The 15305-nt window shown below is 57.7% G+C and carries 13 protein-coding genes, 2 pseudogenes and 1 other annotated feature; of the genes and pseudogenes, 9 read left to right on the top strand and 6 right to left on the bottom strand.

Features of this window, described 5'->3' with window-relative positions; genetic code table 11:
• From ASF13_RS16230 to ASF13_RS16205, 7 genes and pseudogenes are all read left to right on the top strand, one after another.
• A partial coding sequence (locus tag ASF13_RS16230) for a type VI secretion system Vgr family protein (RefSeq protein ID WP_156365606.1) occupies positions 1-1162 on the top strand: 1162 nt, incomplete at its 5' end.
• Positions 1163-1185: 23 nt separating this feature from the next.
• Complete coding sequence (locus tag ASF13_RS16225; protein ID WP_056238378.1) at positions 1186-2544, top strand: S-type pyocin domain-containing protein; 1359 nt, start codon at positions 1186-1188, stop codon at positions 2542-2544.
• Position 2545: 1 nt separating this feature from the next.
• Entirely contained in the window at positions 2546-3055 is a 510-nt protein-coding gene (locus ASF13_RS16220; RefSeq protein ID WP_056238375.1) for a DUF6392 family protein, read from the top strand.
• A gap of 321 nt (positions 3056-3376) precedes the next feature.
• Positions 3377-3622, top strand: coding sequence for a hypothetical protein (locus ASF13_RS16215; protein ID WP_056238372.1), 246 nt, complete (start codon positions 3377-3379; stop codon positions 3620-3622).
• Positions 3622-4902: a sel1 repeat family protein gene (locus tag ASF13_RS16210; RefSeq protein WP_056238370.1), complete on the top strand. Its 1281-nt coding sequence runs from the start codon at positions 3622-3624 to the stop codon at positions 4900-4902. The genes ASF13_RS16215 and ASF13_RS16210 overlap by 1 nt, the downstream gene beginning before the upstream one ends.
• A 93-nt stretch (positions 4903-4995) precedes the next feature.
• Positions 4996-5201, top strand: a pseudogene (locus tag ASF13_RS25380) (type VI secretion system tip protein VgrG); the annotation flags it as partial.
• 314 nt (positions 5202-5515) lie between these two features.
• Positions 5516-5896, top strand: a complete 381-nt coding sequence (locus ASF13_RS16205) for a hypothetical protein (RefSeq protein ID WP_146005476.1) — start codon at positions 5516-5518, stop codon at positions 5894-5896.
• A gap of 192 nt (positions 5897-6088) precedes the next feature.
• On the opposite strand, the gene trpA is transcribed toward ASF13_RS16205, so the two are convergent.
• The 5 genes and pseudogenes from trpA to ASF13_RS16175 form a co-directional block, all read right to left on the bottom strand.
• On the bottom strand, positions 6089-6895 hold the full coding sequence (gene trpA, locus ASF13_RS16200; RefSeq protein ID WP_056238363.1) for a tryptophan synthase subunit alpha: 807 nt from the start codon (positions 6893-6895) through the stop codon (positions 6089-6091).
• A complete protein-coding gene (gene trpB, locus ASF13_RS16195) occupies positions 6895-8085 on the bottom strand; it encodes a tryptophan synthase subunit beta (RefSeq protein ID WP_056238360.1) in 1191 nt (396 codons plus the stop codon). The genes trpA and trpB overlap by 1 nt, the downstream gene beginning before the upstream one ends.
• Before the next feature lie 48 nt (positions 8086-8133).
• Positions 8134-9498, bottom strand: coding sequence for a bifunctional indole-3-glycerol-phosphate synthase TrpC/phosphoribosylanthranilate isomerase TrpF (gene trpCF, locus ASF13_RS16190; RefSeq protein WP_369814390.1), 1365 nt, complete (start codon positions 9496-9498; stop codon positions 8134-8136).
• Between the two features lie 2 nt (positions 9499-9500).
• Positions 9501-11092: pseudogene (trpD, locus tag ASF13_RS25020) on the bottom strand (bifunctional anthranilate synthase glutamate amidotransferase component TrpG/anthranilate phosphoribosyltransferase TrpD).
• Positions 11092-12654 (bottom strand): anthranilate synthase component 1, encoded by a 1563-nt coding sequence (locus ASF13_RS16175; protein WP_056238349.1) that lies wholly within the window; start codon positions 12652-12654, stop codon positions 11092-11094. The pseudogene trpD and the gene ASF13_RS16175 overlap by 1 nt, the downstream one beginning before the upstream one ends.
• A 23-nt stretch (positions 12655-12677) precedes the next feature.
• Positions 12678-12772 (bottom strand) — a sequence feature (Trp leader region).
• 155 nt (positions 12773-12927) lie between these two features.
• Between ASF13_RS16175 and ASF13_RS16170 the strand changes: the two genes are divergently transcribed.
• Together ASF13_RS16170 and ASF13_RS16165 are read left to right on the top strand one after the other, a co-directional pair.
• Positions 12928-13803: a PHP domain-containing protein gene (locus tag ASF13_RS16170; protein WP_056238347.1), complete on the top strand. Its 876-nt coding sequence runs from the start codon at positions 12928-12930 to the stop codon at positions 13801-13803.
• Between the two features lie 32 nt (positions 13804-13835).
• The gene (locus ASF13_RS16165) at positions 13836-14456 is read left to right on the top strand and encodes an L-threonylcarbamoyladenylate synthase (protein WP_056238343.1); all 621 of its coding nucleotides are present in this window, start codon (positions 13836-13838) and stop codon (positions 14454-14456) included.
• A gap of 91 nt (positions 14457-14547) precedes the next feature.
• Here the strand turns inward: ASF13_RS16165 and ASF13_RS16160 are convergent, their stop codons facing one another.
• Positions 14548-15174 (bottom strand): serine protease, encoded by a 627-nt coding sequence (locus tag ASF13_RS16160; RefSeq protein ID WP_369814385.1) that lies wholly within the window; start codon positions 15172-15174, stop codon positions 14548-14550.
• Positions 15175-15305 lie beyond the last annotated feature (131 nt).

Here is a 15305-nt window from a genome sequence, read left to right as displayed (position 1 = left end):
CGGCATCCACTTCCCGCTGATTCAGGGCACGGAAGTGGCGATTGCCTTCCACGAAGGCGACCCCGATCGCCCGTATATCGCCCATGCGCTGCACGACTCCCGCCACACTGACCACGTGACGGAAAAGAACGGCACCCGCAACGTGATCCGCACCGCCGGACTGAACAAGCTGCGCATGGAAGACCGGCGCGGGGAAGAGCATATCAAGCTGAGTACCGAGTACGGGGGTAAGACCCAGCTTAATCTGGGGCACAACGTTGACAATGACAGGCTGCAACGGGGGGAAGGTGCAGAACTGCGAACGGATGACTGGGTGAGCATTCGCGGCGGTAAAGGAATTTTGCTGACCGCGGATGCTCAGCCTGACGTCGGCGGTAAAATGCTCGAAATGGACGAGGCCATCGCCGAGCTGGAGCAGGCGCTAACGCTGGCGAGAAGCCTGGCAAAAGCGGCGCAGAATGCAAAAGCAACCCCGGGGGATACCGACAGCCAGAAAGCCTTAAACCGGTCGCTGAAGTACCTTAAGAGGGCCGGGATGATCGCCAGCGCGCCGGCGGGTATCGGCATCGTCAGCCCGGCGGCGGTCCGCGTGGCATCGGGAAGCGAAAGCGTGGGCCTGATGTCGGGGGGCAATACCGATATCAGCGCCGGGGAAAACGTCACGGCGGCGGCGGGAGAGGCGGTAAGCCTGTTTGCTCAGTCGCAGGGTATGAAACTGTACGCGGGCAAAGGTAAGGTCGATATCCAGGCGCAGGGCGGTGAGCTGTCGATGCTGGCGAAAAACGACATTGAAATCACCAGCACAGAGACAACCGTCACCATAACGGCGGCAAACGAGCTGATACTGGCCTGCGGCGGCGGTTACATCAAACTGAGCGGCGGAAACATCGAAATCGCCGATCCGCAGAACATCCTGTTTAAGTCAGCGAACTGGCAGAAGATGGGCAAAGCGGATCTGCGAATACCTCCGCTGAAGCTACCAACAGGATTCGAAGAGCGCTTCACCGTCAGAGATCAGAAGACCGGTGAAATAGTTCCTTATGCCCGCTACCGGATAACGACAGAAAAGGGTGAGGTATTTGAAGGAAGAGCTGATGCCAAAGGAAAAACAGTCAGCGTTTATACCGGAACACCTGAATCAATAAAAGTCGAGCTGCTGTAACTCATGGACAGGAGAACGCTGTAATGTCTCAAATATTGGGAACGTCGTCGGCTCGCACATCAGCGGTGCCAAAAGAGCCGATCGTTGAACGTTTGCCGGCAAAAGTATTCTTTGCCTCTGCGTCATTGTCCACTTCTGTGGCGGGTGCTGTTGCCATGGGGGCGGCAGATACCGCGTTGGGTAGTGCCATCGCCGCGCGTGCCAGCACGGCGGCGGCGACCATGGGTGAAGGATTAACACTTAATCCCTTCACTGTCTTGATCATGGGATTATTTTATACGCCCAGCCTGGGAAACTCCGATCTGCCTCCCGACCAGCTGTATCAAAACCTGATCAATGGCCAGATCATGGTCGGGGCATTCACCCGGGGAACGGAGACGGTAGCACAACATGACTACGTGCCCGAAGAAGAACTCAGACAGATTGCCGGGCAAAAGGGGTCAGTGCGGACTCGGGTTCGTTTACGTGTTGAGCTGGATGCTCAGACGGGTGAAAAGATCACCAGAAGCTATCAGGTGGGTGAGGGGAGCGGGCTGGATCGTGTCCGGGTCCGGTTTGCAAAACGGATTGATGATAAAACCTGGAGCTTTGAAGACCCCTCCTTTAAAGGTAAATTAATCTGGTCAACGGAGACCGGGCAGGGCAGATTTGTAAAGGACGGGAACACCCTGCCCGTTAGGATGAATCCGTCAGCCACGAACGAAACAACGGTTCACGAAGGCATATCGGGTGGCTATACCTCGCCGCCAACGCCGATACCGGAGCCTGCAGGTGTCTGGGGCTTACCCAATCCTGCTCCCGAACCCCTGCCACCGATAGCGGGAACGCCCATACCCGATCAACAGCGCCCTTACATAGAAACGCTGCCGATTGAGGATCGGAATTTTGATGACTTTATCATCGTTGACCCTATCGGCAATGTTCCGGCCATTTATGTTTTTTTTCAAAAAGCCCCTGTAGAGAACCTTGAGGTTGACTATTATGACAATTTCAAAGGGCGATCAAGGCAAGGGGAGTATGAGGTGGATCATATTCCGTCAAAGGCAGCCGTCAGGCTGTATTTAAAGAGTAAATACCCTGATTTGAGGCGTGAACATTTAGATAAGATGGTTGATAGAGTTGCCTCTGTTGCAATTCCGAAAGATGTTCATAATAAATGCAGTGAAACCTATGGCGGACGGAATAATCGTCAGTTGGAAACTGAGGGCGGAGATAGCATCAGACAAAAAGAGTTTGATGCCCATGACCTGGAAGCTGCAGTTAATGCTAACTGGGATGCGAATGCTGAATGCCTGAAGAATGAGTATGGTGTAAGTGATCAAAGGCTCGAAGAAGTTAGAGCTAAATTACATGAATTAAATCGACAGTTGGAGTTATACTGAAATGAAAGTTGATATTGAAGAACTAGTGAAACACCTAGGTTGCAATTATCAGGGGATTTATAATGATGGAGTAATCCCATATAAAAAAGAACCCTATGGCGCTATAGATGATGATGAATGTGTACTGGATATGAAACGCGATGGGGTATTTTTGGTTTTTACGAATGATCTGGATAAAAAACTTAAAGAAATAACTATTAAGTTAGAAGATGAAGGGAAAACCGACTGGCTGTTTCCTCATGAAATGCCGTTTGGTTTAGAGCCAGTAATGACTCAGAAGTTTGTTCGTGAACATTTTGGGTTGCCAATGATTTACGTCGATGCTAAAACAGTTATGACTATTTATGTTGGAATAACAGAGTTTTATACTTTGCTCCCCCCTCAGCAAAATGTCGCCGTGGCATTTACCTATAATAAAAATCTTTTTGTAGAAGGTGCAACCTTCTATCCAATAGCGCGAGCAAAAGAGATTAAATCAGCGTTAGAGAAAAAACAGCTGGCTGGGAAATGAAAGTAGATGTTGTAAATTTAATTTCTTCACGCTGCAGCCACATACGCAAACAGAATTGGTGAATTTTTCTGACAAGCATAGCGCGTATGAGTTCGGTAAAACGCTCGAAATGGACGGAGCCATCTCCGGGTAGGAGCAGGCGCTAACGCTGGCGAGAAGCCTGGAAAAAGCGACGCAGAATGCAAAAGCAACGTCGGGGGATATTGACAGCCAAAAAGTCTTAAACGAGTCGCTGGAAAAATCAAATGTGGCCGGGATTGTTGCATCAGCTCCGATGGCTATCGGTATCGATATCGCCAGCCCGGCAGAAGATGCTGGCGTATGGAAGCCGACAGCGAAATGAATATCGCCCACGAATGGGCGAGCGTGACGAAGGCGATGCGTCAGCGTTTATGGAAGTTGCATACAAATGGGCAGGGGGATCAGGATGACCCTGGGGAGGCGTTTGATGCCTGGGAGGATGTTCTCAGCAGGAATAATAAACGGCAGAATACGGGAAAGGATAAGCCAATTGCCTCACTAATTGCATTTCTTTATGACCAGCCAACTCTGAAGGACCAAGACTGATGCGCAACCTGATTATTTTTATTTTTTTTCTACTGGTTGCCTGTGATCAGAAAAGTCCTCCTCTTTTAGAAAATAAGGGTATCTCTATGGATCTGCTTGCCAATATCAAAATAAAACTAGATTTTACTTGTAAATATGAAATTATTCCTGAGTCTTTTTCAGAGGTGGATGTGCTGTTTAAATATGCTCGCTGGTTGCAAAAAAATAACATCTTGAAACAAGATAAAACCATTGATTCGGAAATTGAGCGTTTGTATCGTATTGCCGCTGAGAACAATCATTATAAAGCAAATATTAACTTGCAAAATGGCTCAATGCGTGGGCAATACTCCCTCACCGCAAATGAACGTCTGCGTTTTAGCCAGCAGCTAATTGATGCAAAAATTGCAACTGGCTATTACTTAACCGCCATCTACCTTCAGCATGGAGTTGCCGGCGTAAAAGAAGACCAGGAGCTGGCATTGCGTTATTACCGTAAAGCCGCTGATGAAGGCAATTCTTTAGCTCAAAATTATATTGCCGATAAACTCTCACCGGTAAACATGGCTCCCGAGGTTGCTGTGCAGATGTTTCGTTGTGCTGCCGAGCAGGGGAGTGCTGAAGCAGCTAACGCTTTGGGAAACACACTTGCTGTTAAAAAACAATACCAAAGAGCGGCAGAAGCATTCCAGATGGGGGTAGCTGCTGGAGACTCAAGTTCAGCAAGATTTTTAGCAAATGGATTTAATGGTCCTGCTCCCACAGATCAACTCTACTATCTGGGACAACAGAAAGACGCCGAGCGAGCCAGTCGTTATAAAATAATTGCTAAAGTATTGAGTAATTATTCTTACGCGCATCCTACCGTCCCCGAAATCAACGATATCGTCCCGCTACCCCCTGCGCCGCTGCCAGCCTGGGACGGTAAACTTAAATGGCTGGAAGCCCGCGAAGCGAATGTGCAGCCGGCCAAACCCAGCGAAGCGCTGATTGAAAAACTGGCAAAAGACAAACGGCTCAACCCGGAGACCGGCAGGCCGCTGCCAGCGTCACCGGACTTTGATAAAAGTGCCAGGGTTCTGCTGTGTAAAACCGGAGAGCCCTGCCCGAAAAGTGGCTACTGGCAGATTGCCTGGCTGCCGCGAGAAGGCATTAGTCAGAATGCGATTCTGACGCTCAAACAGGGTGACATTATGCCCGCCGACGTCGTGGAATTTTATCGCCCGCGTCCCTGGCCGTTCCGCGACAAACACTATCAGCAGGAACAGCACGTCGACTGGCGCTATCTGGGCGACGTGTAGATTTACCTGACAGCGGGCATGCGGCAGGAAAATCCAGTGGCATAAGGCAGGGAATGCGAATGATAGAAAGAAATAATGGAACCCCACGGATGCGGTGGCTACATCAAACTGAGCGGCGGGAATATTAAATTGCCGATCCGCAGAACATCCTGTTCAAGTCAGCGAACTGGCAGAAGATGGGCAAAGCGGATCTGCGAATACCTCCGCTAAAGCTACCAACAGGATTCGAAGAGCGCTTCACCGTCAGAGATCAGAAGACCGGTGAAATAGTTCCTTATGCCCGCTACAGCAGAGCAACGTGGAGCATCTCGGCTGAGATCAACGCGCGGTATCGCAGTACCGGTGTATGCAAAAACCACCGGCTGGTGTTAAACATTGCGCGACGTCACTACAGATAATTGACTGTAATATAAGGCTTAATTTTAACGTGGATTTTTTCCAGTTTTCAACGATTGATCGCAAAATTTCAATAGGCAAAATCTAAAGATAACTGCCGGGTAACCCGGCAAAATCGTCTGTGCGTTAAGTTGATCACAAATCTGTTCGCCAGGGGCGATAAAGACCCCGCATAAAAACAATAACCATAATGAATGACAGCATGGAACCCGTGGATATGCTTAGTACTTTTCCTGTTACTTACCGCGATGCGGTGCAAATTGTCAGCAATGGAAAGCCGTTACCGGACTTTATGCGTCTGGTGATCTCCGAAGATTTCCCCAACCTGCACGACGGTCTCGATAACCCGCTGCTGCGCGATCTCTCCGGCTACTGCAAGCTGTGGCTGGGCAACCTCGGGGCAGGGCACACCACCCTCAAGGCCCTGCAGGACGGCATGTTTGAAGCGGCGCGCCTGGACGCCGGCTTTATGGCCGACAATATCGATAAACCGACCTGGCCGGTGCTGTTCGGGCACCTGCGCGGCTACTGTGAGCAGATTTTGCCGCCGCTGGACGCCACCCCGGCGCAGATGGCCAGACTGGATTTAGCCGGTTAAGCCAAATGAAAGTGAGCGGCATGCGCAGTCCGGCCTGACCGACCAGCCTGACCTGCCGCGGTGTACCTGCCAGTGCGTCCCCGCGAGCAAGGTTCACCCTGGCTTTGTGGCACGAAACGCATCAGTTAAGCAGATAAAAAAAGAGGACGCTGTCACCAGCGTCCTCTTTCTGTTTTCGCGCCCGGCCCACGGTTAATGGCGGGTGCCGGCCTTCAGTTTACTGACAAACGCCGTCAGCTCGCTGAGCATCACGTCCGGCGTCTGGTGATGCTGCTCGATGATTTTCACAATCGCCGAACCGGAGATCGCCCCGGCCGCGCCGGCGGCGATGGCTTCCGCCACCTGCGACGCTTCCGAGATACCAAAGCCCTGCAGCGGCGGCGCGGCGTGATACTCGGCCAGCTTATCCACCAGGTGCTTCAGCGGCAGGCTGGCGCGGGTCTCTGAACCGGTTACCCCGGCGCGGGAGAGCAGATAAGTGTACCCGCGCCCGTGTGAGGCGATCTCGCGCAGCAGATCGTCATCGGCGTTCGGCGGGCAGATAAAGATCGGTGCCACGTTGTGGCGCAGCGCCGCCTGGCGGAACGGGGCCGACTCTTCCACCGGCACGTCGGCGATCAGCACCGAATCCACGCCGGCCTGCTGGCAGCGGGCGTAAAAGTTGTCGATGCCGTTGGAGAACACCAGGTTGGCGTACATCAGCAGGCCGATCGGCATCTCCGGATACTTCTGACGGATGGCCGACAGCATCTCAAAGCAGACCGCCGGGGTGGTGCCTGCGGCGAAGGCGCGCAGCGCGGCGTTCTGGATGGTCGGGCCGTCGGCCAGCGGATCGGAGAAGGGGATGCCCAGCTCCAGCGCGTCGGCGCCGCCGGCCACCAGCGCGTCGATAATTTTCAGCGACAGCTCGGGCGTCGGGTCGCCGAGGGTGACGAAGGGCACAAAGGCACCTTCGTTGCGGTCTGCCAGACGTTTAAAACAGCGTTCGTAACGTTCCATCACAGCTCTCCCTTTGCGGTGAAAATGTCGTGCACGGTGAAAATATCTTTATCGCCGCGGCCGGAGAGGTTGACCACCAGCAGCTGCTCTTTTTCCGGGTTCTCACGCGCCATTTTCAGCGCGTGGGCCAGCGCGTGGGAGGACTCCAGCGCCGGGATAATCCCCTCGCTGCGGCACAGGGTTTTAAACGCCTCCAGCGCCTCGTCATCGGTAATCGACACATACTCGGCGCGGCCGATGCTGTTCAGGTGGGCGTGCTGCGGCCCGACCGACGGGAAGTCCAGCCCGGCAGAGATCGAGTAAGACTCTTCGATCTGGCCGTCTTCGGTCTGCATCATCGGCGCTTTCATGCCGAAGTAGATGCCGACGCGGCCGTGCTTCAGCGGCGCGCCGTGCTCGCCGGACTCGATGCCGTGGCCGGCCGGCTCGACGCCGATCAGCCCGACGCTTTCGTTATCAATAAAGTCGGCAAACATGCCGATGGCGTTCGAACCGCCGCCGACGCAGGCGATCACCGCATCCGGCAGTCGGCCCTCTTTTTCGAGGATCTGCGCTTTGGTCTCTTCGCCGATCATCCGCTGGAACTCGCGCACGATGGTCGGGAACGGGTGCGGGCCGGCGGCGGTGCCAAGCATATAGTGCGCGGTGTCGTAGCTGCCGGACCAGTCGCGCAGCGCCTCGTTACAGGCGTCTTTCAGCGTCGACGAACCGCTGTGCACCGGGATCACCTCGGCGCCCATCAGCTTCATGCGGAACACGTTCGGCGACTGGCGTTCAATATCCTTGGCACCCATATAGATGCGGCACTTGAGGCCGAGCAGGGCGCTGGCCAGCGCCGACGCCACGCCGTGCTGACCGGCACCGGTCTCGGCAATAATCTCTTTTTTACCCATCCGCTTCGCCAGCAGCGCCTGGCCCAGCACCTGGTTGGTTTTGTGTGCGCCGCCGTGCAGCAGGTCTTCACGCTTCAGGTACAGGCGGGTTTTGGTACCGCGGGTCAGGTTGTTACACAGGGTCAGCGCGGTCGGGCGGCCGGCGTAGTTTTTCAGCAGGTCGGTAAACTCTGCCTGGAAGGCCGGGTCGCTCTGGGCGCTGATAAACGCCTCTTCCAGCTGCAGCAGCGCGGGCATCAGGATCTGCGGCACGTACATGCCGCCGAACTCACCAAAATAGGGATTTAACTTAGTCATGACCGTCTCTCTTCAATAGGTGGGCCGGGTGCAGCACCCGGCCTGCAATCAGTAAGCTTTCAGCGTGGCAAATACGGCGGCGACTTTTGCCGGGTCTTTAATGCCCGGGGCGCTTTCCACGCCGGAGTTGAAGTCGAGGCCGCTGCTGGCGAGGCGGGCGGCCTCAACACAGTTGTCCGCACTCAGGCCACCGGCCAGCAGCACGTTGTCGAGGTTCTGCCCCTGCAGCAGCGACCAGTCAAAGGTCTTGCCGCTGCCGCCGTTACCGTTATCAAACACGTAGCGATCGACAAACGGCCAGTCGCGGGCGGGAAGGCGATCGCTGATGCTGAACGCCTTCCAGATTTGCACCTCTTCAGGCAGCTGGGCACGCAGCTGGCTGACAAATTCGCGGTCTTCATCGCCGTGCAGCTGTACCGCTGCCAGGCTTAGCTGCCGCGCGGTAGTGACAACGTCACTTAATGGGTTGTTGCGGAATACGCCAACGTATTTCAACGCTGCACCGGCCATCACCTGCTGCGCCTGCGCCACGTCCACCTTGCGCGGTGAGCCGTCAGCGAAGATCAGCCCGCCATAAATTGCGCCGCTCTCCCGCGCGCTGCGGGCGTCTTCCGCCCGGGTCAGGCCGCAGACCTTATTGGCCCCGAGGATCACCCGGCGCACGGCGGCGTTGAGATCGTCCTCGCCCATCAGTGCGGAGCCGATCAGGAAACCGTTGGCGTAGTGGCTGAGCTGGCGCACCTGCGCATAGCTGCTGATGCCGGACTCGCTGATCACCGTCACGCCGTGCGCCACTTTCGGTGCCAGGCGGCGGGTGCGGTCGAGGTCGATCGACAGGTCACGCAGGTCGCGGTTGTTGATGCCGACCACCTTCGCGCCCAGCGCGGTGGCGCGCTCCAGCTCGTCATCGCTGATCACTTCGGTCAGCACGCCCATATTCAGGCCGTGCGCCACCTCGGCCAGCTGGCGGTACTGCTCATCGTTCAGCACCGACAGCATCAGCAGGATGGCGTCCGCCTGGTAGTGGCGTGCCAGGTAGATCTGATAGGGATCGATAATAAAGTCTTTGCACAGCACCGGCTGGGTGACCGCGGCGCTGACCAGCGGCAGAAAATCAAAGCTCCCCTGGAAATATTTTTCGTCGGTCAGTACCGAAATCGCCGAGGCGTAATGTTTATAGACGCCGGCGATCGCCACCGGGTCGAAGTCGTTGCGGATTAATCCTTTCGAGGGCGAAGCTTTCTTGCACTCGAGGATAAACACCGTGCGGGCACCCTGCAGCGCGTCGTAAAAACTGCGCGTGGCGGGGACGATCTGATCCTTAAATGACGCCAGCGGCTGCTGCTGCTGGCGCTCTGCCAGCCAGTCAGCTTTATCGCGGACGATATTATTCAGTACGGTTTCCTGCTGCATCATTATCCTCTCGCCGCCAGTGCGGTCACGTGTTGATAAGCGCGGCCGCTGCGGATCACTTCCAGCGCCTGCTGCGCGTTCTGCCGCAGATCTTCGTGGCCAAAAATCTTCAGTAACAGCGCGACGTTAGCCGCTACGGCTTCTTCGTGCGCCAGCTCGCCATTACCCTGGAGTAAACGCGTCAGAATGTCACGGTTTTCTTCCGGCGTGCCGCCGGCCAGCGCCTCCTGCGGGTGGCTGTTCAGGCCAAAATCGTCCGGCGTCAGCTGGTAGCGGGTGATCTCGCCTTCGCGCAACTCGGCCACATGGGTGACGCTGTGCAGCGCCACTTCGTCCATGCCGCCGCCGTGCACCACCGCCGCGCGCTTGTAGCCCAGCACCCTCAGCGTTTCGGCAATCGGCTGCACCAGATCCGCGCTGTAGACGCCGATTACCGCGAGCGGCGGCCGCGCCGGGTTAATCAGCGGCCCGAGCACGTTAAAGATGGTGCGGGTTTTCAGCTGCTGGCGCACCGGCATCGCGTGGCGGAAACCGCTGTGGTACTGCGGCGCAAACAGGAAGCAGACGTTCAGATCGTCCAGCGCCTGGCGCGCCTGGTCGGCGGGCAGGTCAAGGCTGATGCCGAAGGCCGCCAGCAGATCGGACGAGCCGGACTTGCTGGAGACGCTGCGGTTGCCGTGTTTGGCCACCTTCAGCCCGCAGGCCGCCGCCACAAAGGCACTGGCGGTGGAGATATTAATGCTGTTGCTACCGTCGCCGCCGGTGCCAACGATATCGGCAAACGCGTAGTCCGGGCGCGGGAAAGGTTTGGCATCCGCCAGCAGCGCGCTAGCCGCACCCGCAATCTCCGCCGGCTTCTCACCGCGCAGCTTCATGGCAATGAGTGCGCCCGCCAGCTGGGTGGGTTCCAGCTGGCCGGTGATAATTGCGGCAAACAGCTGGTGGCTATCGGCCTGCGTCAGTGTCTCACCCTGGTAAAGTCGTTCAAGAATGCTATTCATTGATATCTCCATAATTACGCCAGCGCCCAGGCGAGAGTTTGTTCCAGCAGACGTGCCCCCTGGGAGGTGAGAATGGATTCGGGGTGGAACTGGAAGCCGCACACCCGGCGTGCGTCGTCGCGCACCGCCATCACCATGCCGTTATAGGTGGCGTTGACCGTCAGGCCTTCCGGCAGGTTGCTGCCGACCAGCGAGTGGTAGCGGGCTACCGGCAGCGGGTTGCTCAGGCCGGCAAACATGCCTTCGCCGTCGTGCTGAATCGCCGAAGCTTTGCCGTGCAGGATCTCGCCCGCCTGGCCGACGTGGCCGCCCCAGGCCTCGACGATCGCCTGATGGCCGAGGCAGATGCCGATAATCGGCAGCTGGCCGCGCAGGCGCTGCAGCAGCTCCGGCATGCAGCCCGCCTCAGAGGGTGCGCCGGGGCCGGGGGAGAGCATCAGCACCGGGTTTTCCATCTCCTGCAGGCGGGCGATCAGGGTGTCCGCCGGGACGCTGTTACGGTAAATCACCACGTTATGGCCAAAGGTGCGTAACTGGTCGACGAGGTTATAGGTAAAGGAGTCGACGTTATCGAGCAGCAGAATATCGGCCATCAGAAAATCTCCTGGCAGTGGTGGGCGGTGGCGATGGCGCGCAGCACGGCGCGCGCTTTATTACGGCTTTCGTCGGCTTCGGCCTGCGGGTCAGAGTCAAGCACCACGCCGGCACCGGCCTGTACGGTGGCCACGCCGTCTTCCACGTAAGCCGAGCGGATGACTATGCAGGTATCGAGGTCGCCGCTGGCGGTGAAGTAGCCCACCGCGCCGCCGTAGCTGCCGCGGCGGGTGCCCTCTGCGCGGGCGATCAGCTGCATCGCCCGTACCTTCGGCGCGCCGCTCAGGGTGCCCATATTCATGCAGGCGCGGTAGGCGTGCAGCACGTCGATATCGCCGCGCAGCTGGCCGACCACGCGGGAAACCAGGTGCATCACAAAGGTGTAACGGTCGACTTTGGTCAGGTCGGCGACGTAGCGGCTGCCCGCCTCGCAGATGCGCGCCAGGTCGTTGCGCGCCAGGTCGACCAGCATCAGGTGCTCGGCCAGCTCTTTATGGTCGGTGCGCATCTCCAGCTCAATGCGGCTGTCGAGGTCGCGATCCAGCGAACCGTCGGCGTGGCGGCCGCGCGGGCGGGTGCCGGCAATCGGGTAGATCTCAATCTGGCGGCTGCTGGCGTCATACTTCAGCGAGCTCTCCGGCGAGGCACCAAACAGGCTGAAATCGCGATCCTGCATAAAGAACATATACGGGCTGGGATTGCTGTTTTTCAGCGTCTCATAGGCGGCCAGCGGTGACGGGCACGGCAGCGAGAAGCGGCGCGACGGCACCACCTGGAAAATTTCGCCGACGCGGATCGCCTGCTGCATCTCGCGCACCACCCGGCAGTAATCCTCATCGCTCTGGCTGACCGTCAGCGTCATCTGCGCCACCGGCTGCACCGGCAGCGCAGGTGCCGGCTGCATCATCTGGCTGTGCAGCTGCTCAATGCGGCTCTGCAGACGCAGGAACTCGGCCGGCGAGTGGGTAAACAGGCTGGCCTGCAGGCGGGCGCTGCGGGTCTGATGGTCAATCACCAGCAGCGTTTCGGCCAGGTAGAAGCAGTAATCGGGGCAGCGCTGCTGGTTGTGCAGCTCGGGCAGCGTCTCAAAGCCGGCCACCAGGTCGTAGGCAAACAGGCCGCCGAGCAGCATCGCTTCGCGCTCTTCCTCCGGGGCGCTGACCAGGGTTGGCAGCAGGCGCAGCGCGTCAAACACCGACAGCGCCTTCAGATTAGCGTCCTCATCCTGCACCGCCGTATTGACCGGGAACAGCAGCTCACGGCCGTCCGGGCGCACGCTGTTCTGCACCGAAGCGGGCAGGGCGGCGTCCAGCAGCGGCAGCAGCGCACGGCCGTTTTCCGACAGCGCCTGAATGGTCACCGTCTTATCCAGCGCGGTAATGCGCAGCGCGCTGTCGACGATCAGCAGGCTCTTCAGGTTGCGCTTGCTGTCGACGTCTGCCGACTCCAGCAGCAGCGTTTCGCTGCGAGCGCCGCACAGCTGATGAAACACCGCCGCCGGATCTTCACGGTAAGGGGCGCTGCCGGTGATTAACTTCACTCCAGGTCTGGCGTTTTGCATAAGAGGTTCCCGATATTTTGCTCAAAAAAAAGCCCGCATTCAGCGGGCCTGGGGTTTGCACGACTCATCTGTGCAGAACAACTCCGCCCGTTCAGGGAGAAGTGTGCCACCAACCGGTATTAACGCGAATAAGGTTGAACATGATCGTGACCCCTGTGTTTGTGAACTTGTGTACTAGTTAACTGGTTCGCAGGAAAAAAGTCAATACTCTTTTTCTCTTAGCACGGAATGGCGGTATTATGCAGCCAATTTTAATGTAGCGCCGGAGTCGTTTTGACCGCAGACAGCCCTTCAACCTCAGTCTATTCCCTGTTTGACCTGCACAGCCACAGCCAGGCCTCCGACGGCCTGCTCAGCCCGGAAGCCCTGGTGCTGCGCGCGGTGGAGCAGCGCGTTACCGTGCTGGCCATCACCGATCACGACAGCACCGACGGCGTACGCCCGGCGCGTGAGGCGATCGCCCGGCACCAGCTGCCGCTGCAGCTGATTGCCGGGGTGGAGATCTCCTCGCTGTGGGAAAATCATGAGATCCATATCGTCGGCCTCGGCGTGGATATTGACCATCCGGCGCTGACCGCGTTTCTGGCTGAGCAGGCGGAACGGCGGCTGGCGCGGGCGCGGCTGATGGCGGAGCGGCTGGAGAAGGCGCTGATCCCCGGTGCGCTGGAGGGCGCGCTGGCGCTGGCCGCCGGCGGTGCGGTTGGGCGCGGCCATTTTGCCCGTTTCCTGATCGCCCAGGGCAAGGCCAGCAACATGCAACAGGTGTTCAAAAATTACCTGGCGCGGGGCAAAACCGGCTACGCGCCGCCACAGTGGTGTACAATTAAACAAGCCGTTGATGTGATTCAGCAATCCGGCGGCCGTGCGGTGCTGGCGCACCCGGCCCGCTACGGGCTGTCGGCCAAGTGGCTGAAGCGGCTGCTGGCCCATTTTGCCGAACAGGGCGGCGAAGCTATGGAGGTGGCGCAGTGCCAGCAGGCACCGAACGAGCGCACACAGCTGGCGCAGTACGCCCGTGACTACGGGCTGGCCGCCTCCCAGGGATCTGATTTTCATCAGCCCTGCCCGTGGATCGAACTGGGCAAAAAATTATGGCTGCCCGGCGGCGTTGAGGCCGTGTGGCAACGTTTTCCTGACATCCTGCAATAAGTTCACCCGCACCGGGTAAACGAGAGGTTTTTATGAGTCAGTTTTTCTATATTCACCCCGAGAATCCGCAGCCGCGGCTCATTAAGCAGGCGATTGAGCTGCTGAACAAGGGCAGCGTGGTGGTCTATCCGACCGATTCCGGCTATGCGCTGGGCTGTAAGCTGGAAGATAAAGGCGCGATGGAGCGCATCTGCCGCATCCGCCAGCTTGACGGCAACCACAACTTTACGCTGATGTGCCGCGATTTGTCGGAGCTGTCGACCTATGCGCAGGTTGGCAACAGCGCGTTCCGCTTAATCAAAAATAACACGCCGGGCAACTACACCTTTATTCTGAAGGCCACCAAAGAAGTACCGCGCCGGCTGATGAACGACAAGCGTAAAACCATCGGCCTGCGCGTGCCGTCAAACCCGATCGCGCTGGCGCTGCTGGAAGCGCTGGATGAGCCGATGATGTCCACCTCACTGATGCTGCCGGGCAACGATTTTACCGAATCCGATCCGGAAGCGATCCAGGATGAGATCGGCAAGCTGGTGGATCTGATTATCCACGGTGGCTATCTCGGCCAGCAGCCGACCACGGTAATCGATCTGACCGATGACAGCCCGCAGGTGGTACGTGAAGGGGTGGGTGACACCGCGCCGTTCCTCTGATCCCGTTCAGTGGCCTGATGCGGCGCGCTGAGCTCGTTGATCTGTCCAACGCAAACGGGCCGCGTGATGCGGCCCGTCTCTTATTCAGGCGTCAGGAGGTTGACGCCSCCAGCCACTCTTTAAAGCCCTGATAAGGGATATACAGCGAGACGTCCTTCAGCGGCTCGTTGGGCTTCAGCCTCTGGCGTACCTTGCTGGTATAGCCGACGATCACCCCGCTGATGGTATCATCCGCGTTATACACCGCGCCGCCGGACATCCCCTGCACCACGCCGGCGTTAGAAGCCATCGCCACGCAGGGTTTTTTGTTAAAACCGTTGCGGATGCCGGTCAGCGCCAGGTTGACGCCTGACGACTCCACCGGCATCGCTGAGACAAAGCTGTAACCGTACATCTTCACCGGTTCGCCAACCTCACTGCTGCGGAATTTTGGCAGGGTCTTCAGGTCATTTTTGTGGTAGATGATCGCCAGGTCGCAATAAGGGTGGTACGCCTTGACGCGCTGCACCGCAAAACGCGCCACGTGGGCGGCGGTCAGACTGTACTCGGGGGTAAGGGGAATGCTGGTACCTAATGAGCCGATGCCGAGCACCGTCGGGATGCCGGTAAAACTCATATCGACGCGTTCCATCGCTGTGCTGCTGTAATTATATTTGCCGACGGAACAGCCGGTCAGCGTCAGCGCGGCCAGTGCCGCAATCGCGTTAAATTTCATCATTTTCGTTTTGTCCTGTCACGCAATGAAGTTTCCCTGGTGAGGAGTTCTGCGTGCAAAATGGGTGCTGAGAGTCACTCAGCGCTTGTTCGGGAGACACACTTCCTCCCCGTGACCTCTGTTTATTTAAAGAA

The sequence above is a fragment of the Erwinia sp. Leaf53 genome (genome assembly GCF_001422605.1).
Lineage (GTDB): Bacteria > Pseudomonadota > Gammaproteobacteria > Enterobacterales > Enterobacteriaceae > Erwinia.
Note: the sequence above shows the minus strand (reverse complement) of the source record. Positions and strands in the feature narration are given on the sequence as shown.

Excerpts from the sequence above, each read along its gene's own strand:
- ASF13_RS16165 (WP_056238343.1), top strand. The coding sequence starts at position 13,836 with ATGAGTCAGTTTTTCTATATTCACCCCGAGAATCCGCAGCCGCGGCTC.
- ASF13_RS16175 (WP_056238349.1), bottom strand. The coding sequence starts at position 12,654 with ATGCAAAACGCCAGACCTGGAGTGAAGTTAATCACCGGCAGCGCCCCT.
- trpB (WP_056238360.1), bottom strand. The coding sequence starts at position 8,085 with ATGACTAAGTTAAATCCCTATTTTGGTGAGTTCGGCGGCATGTACGTG.
- ASF13_RS16210 (WP_056238370.1), top strand. The coding sequence starts at position 3,622 with ATGCGCAACCTGATTATTTTTATTTTTTTTCTACTGGTTGCCTGTGAT.
- ASF13_RS16220 (WP_056238375.1), top strand. The coding sequence starts at position 2,546 with ATGAAAGTTGATATTGAAGAACTAGTGAAACACCTAGGTTGCAATTAT.
- ASF13_RS16225 (WP_056238378.1), top strand. The coding sequence starts at position 1,186 with ATGTCTCAAATATTGGGAACGTCGTCGGCTCGCACATCAGCGGTGCCA.
- trpCF (WP_369814390.1), bottom strand. The coding sequence starts at position 9,498 with ATGCAGCAGGAAACCGTACTGAATAATATCGTCCGCGATAAAGCTGAC.
- trpA (WP_056238363.1), bottom strand. The coding sequence starts at position 6,895 with ATGGAACGTTACGAACGCTGTTTTAAACGTCTGGCAGACCGCAACGAA.
- ASF13_RS16215 (WP_056238372.1), top strand. The coding sequence starts at position 3,377 with ATGGAAGCCGACAGCGAAATGAATATCGCCCACGAATGGGCGAGCGTG.
- ASF13_RS16205 (WP_146005476.1), top strand. The coding sequence starts at position 5,516 with ATGCTTAGTACTTTTCCTGTTACTTACCGCGATGCGGTGCAAATTGTC.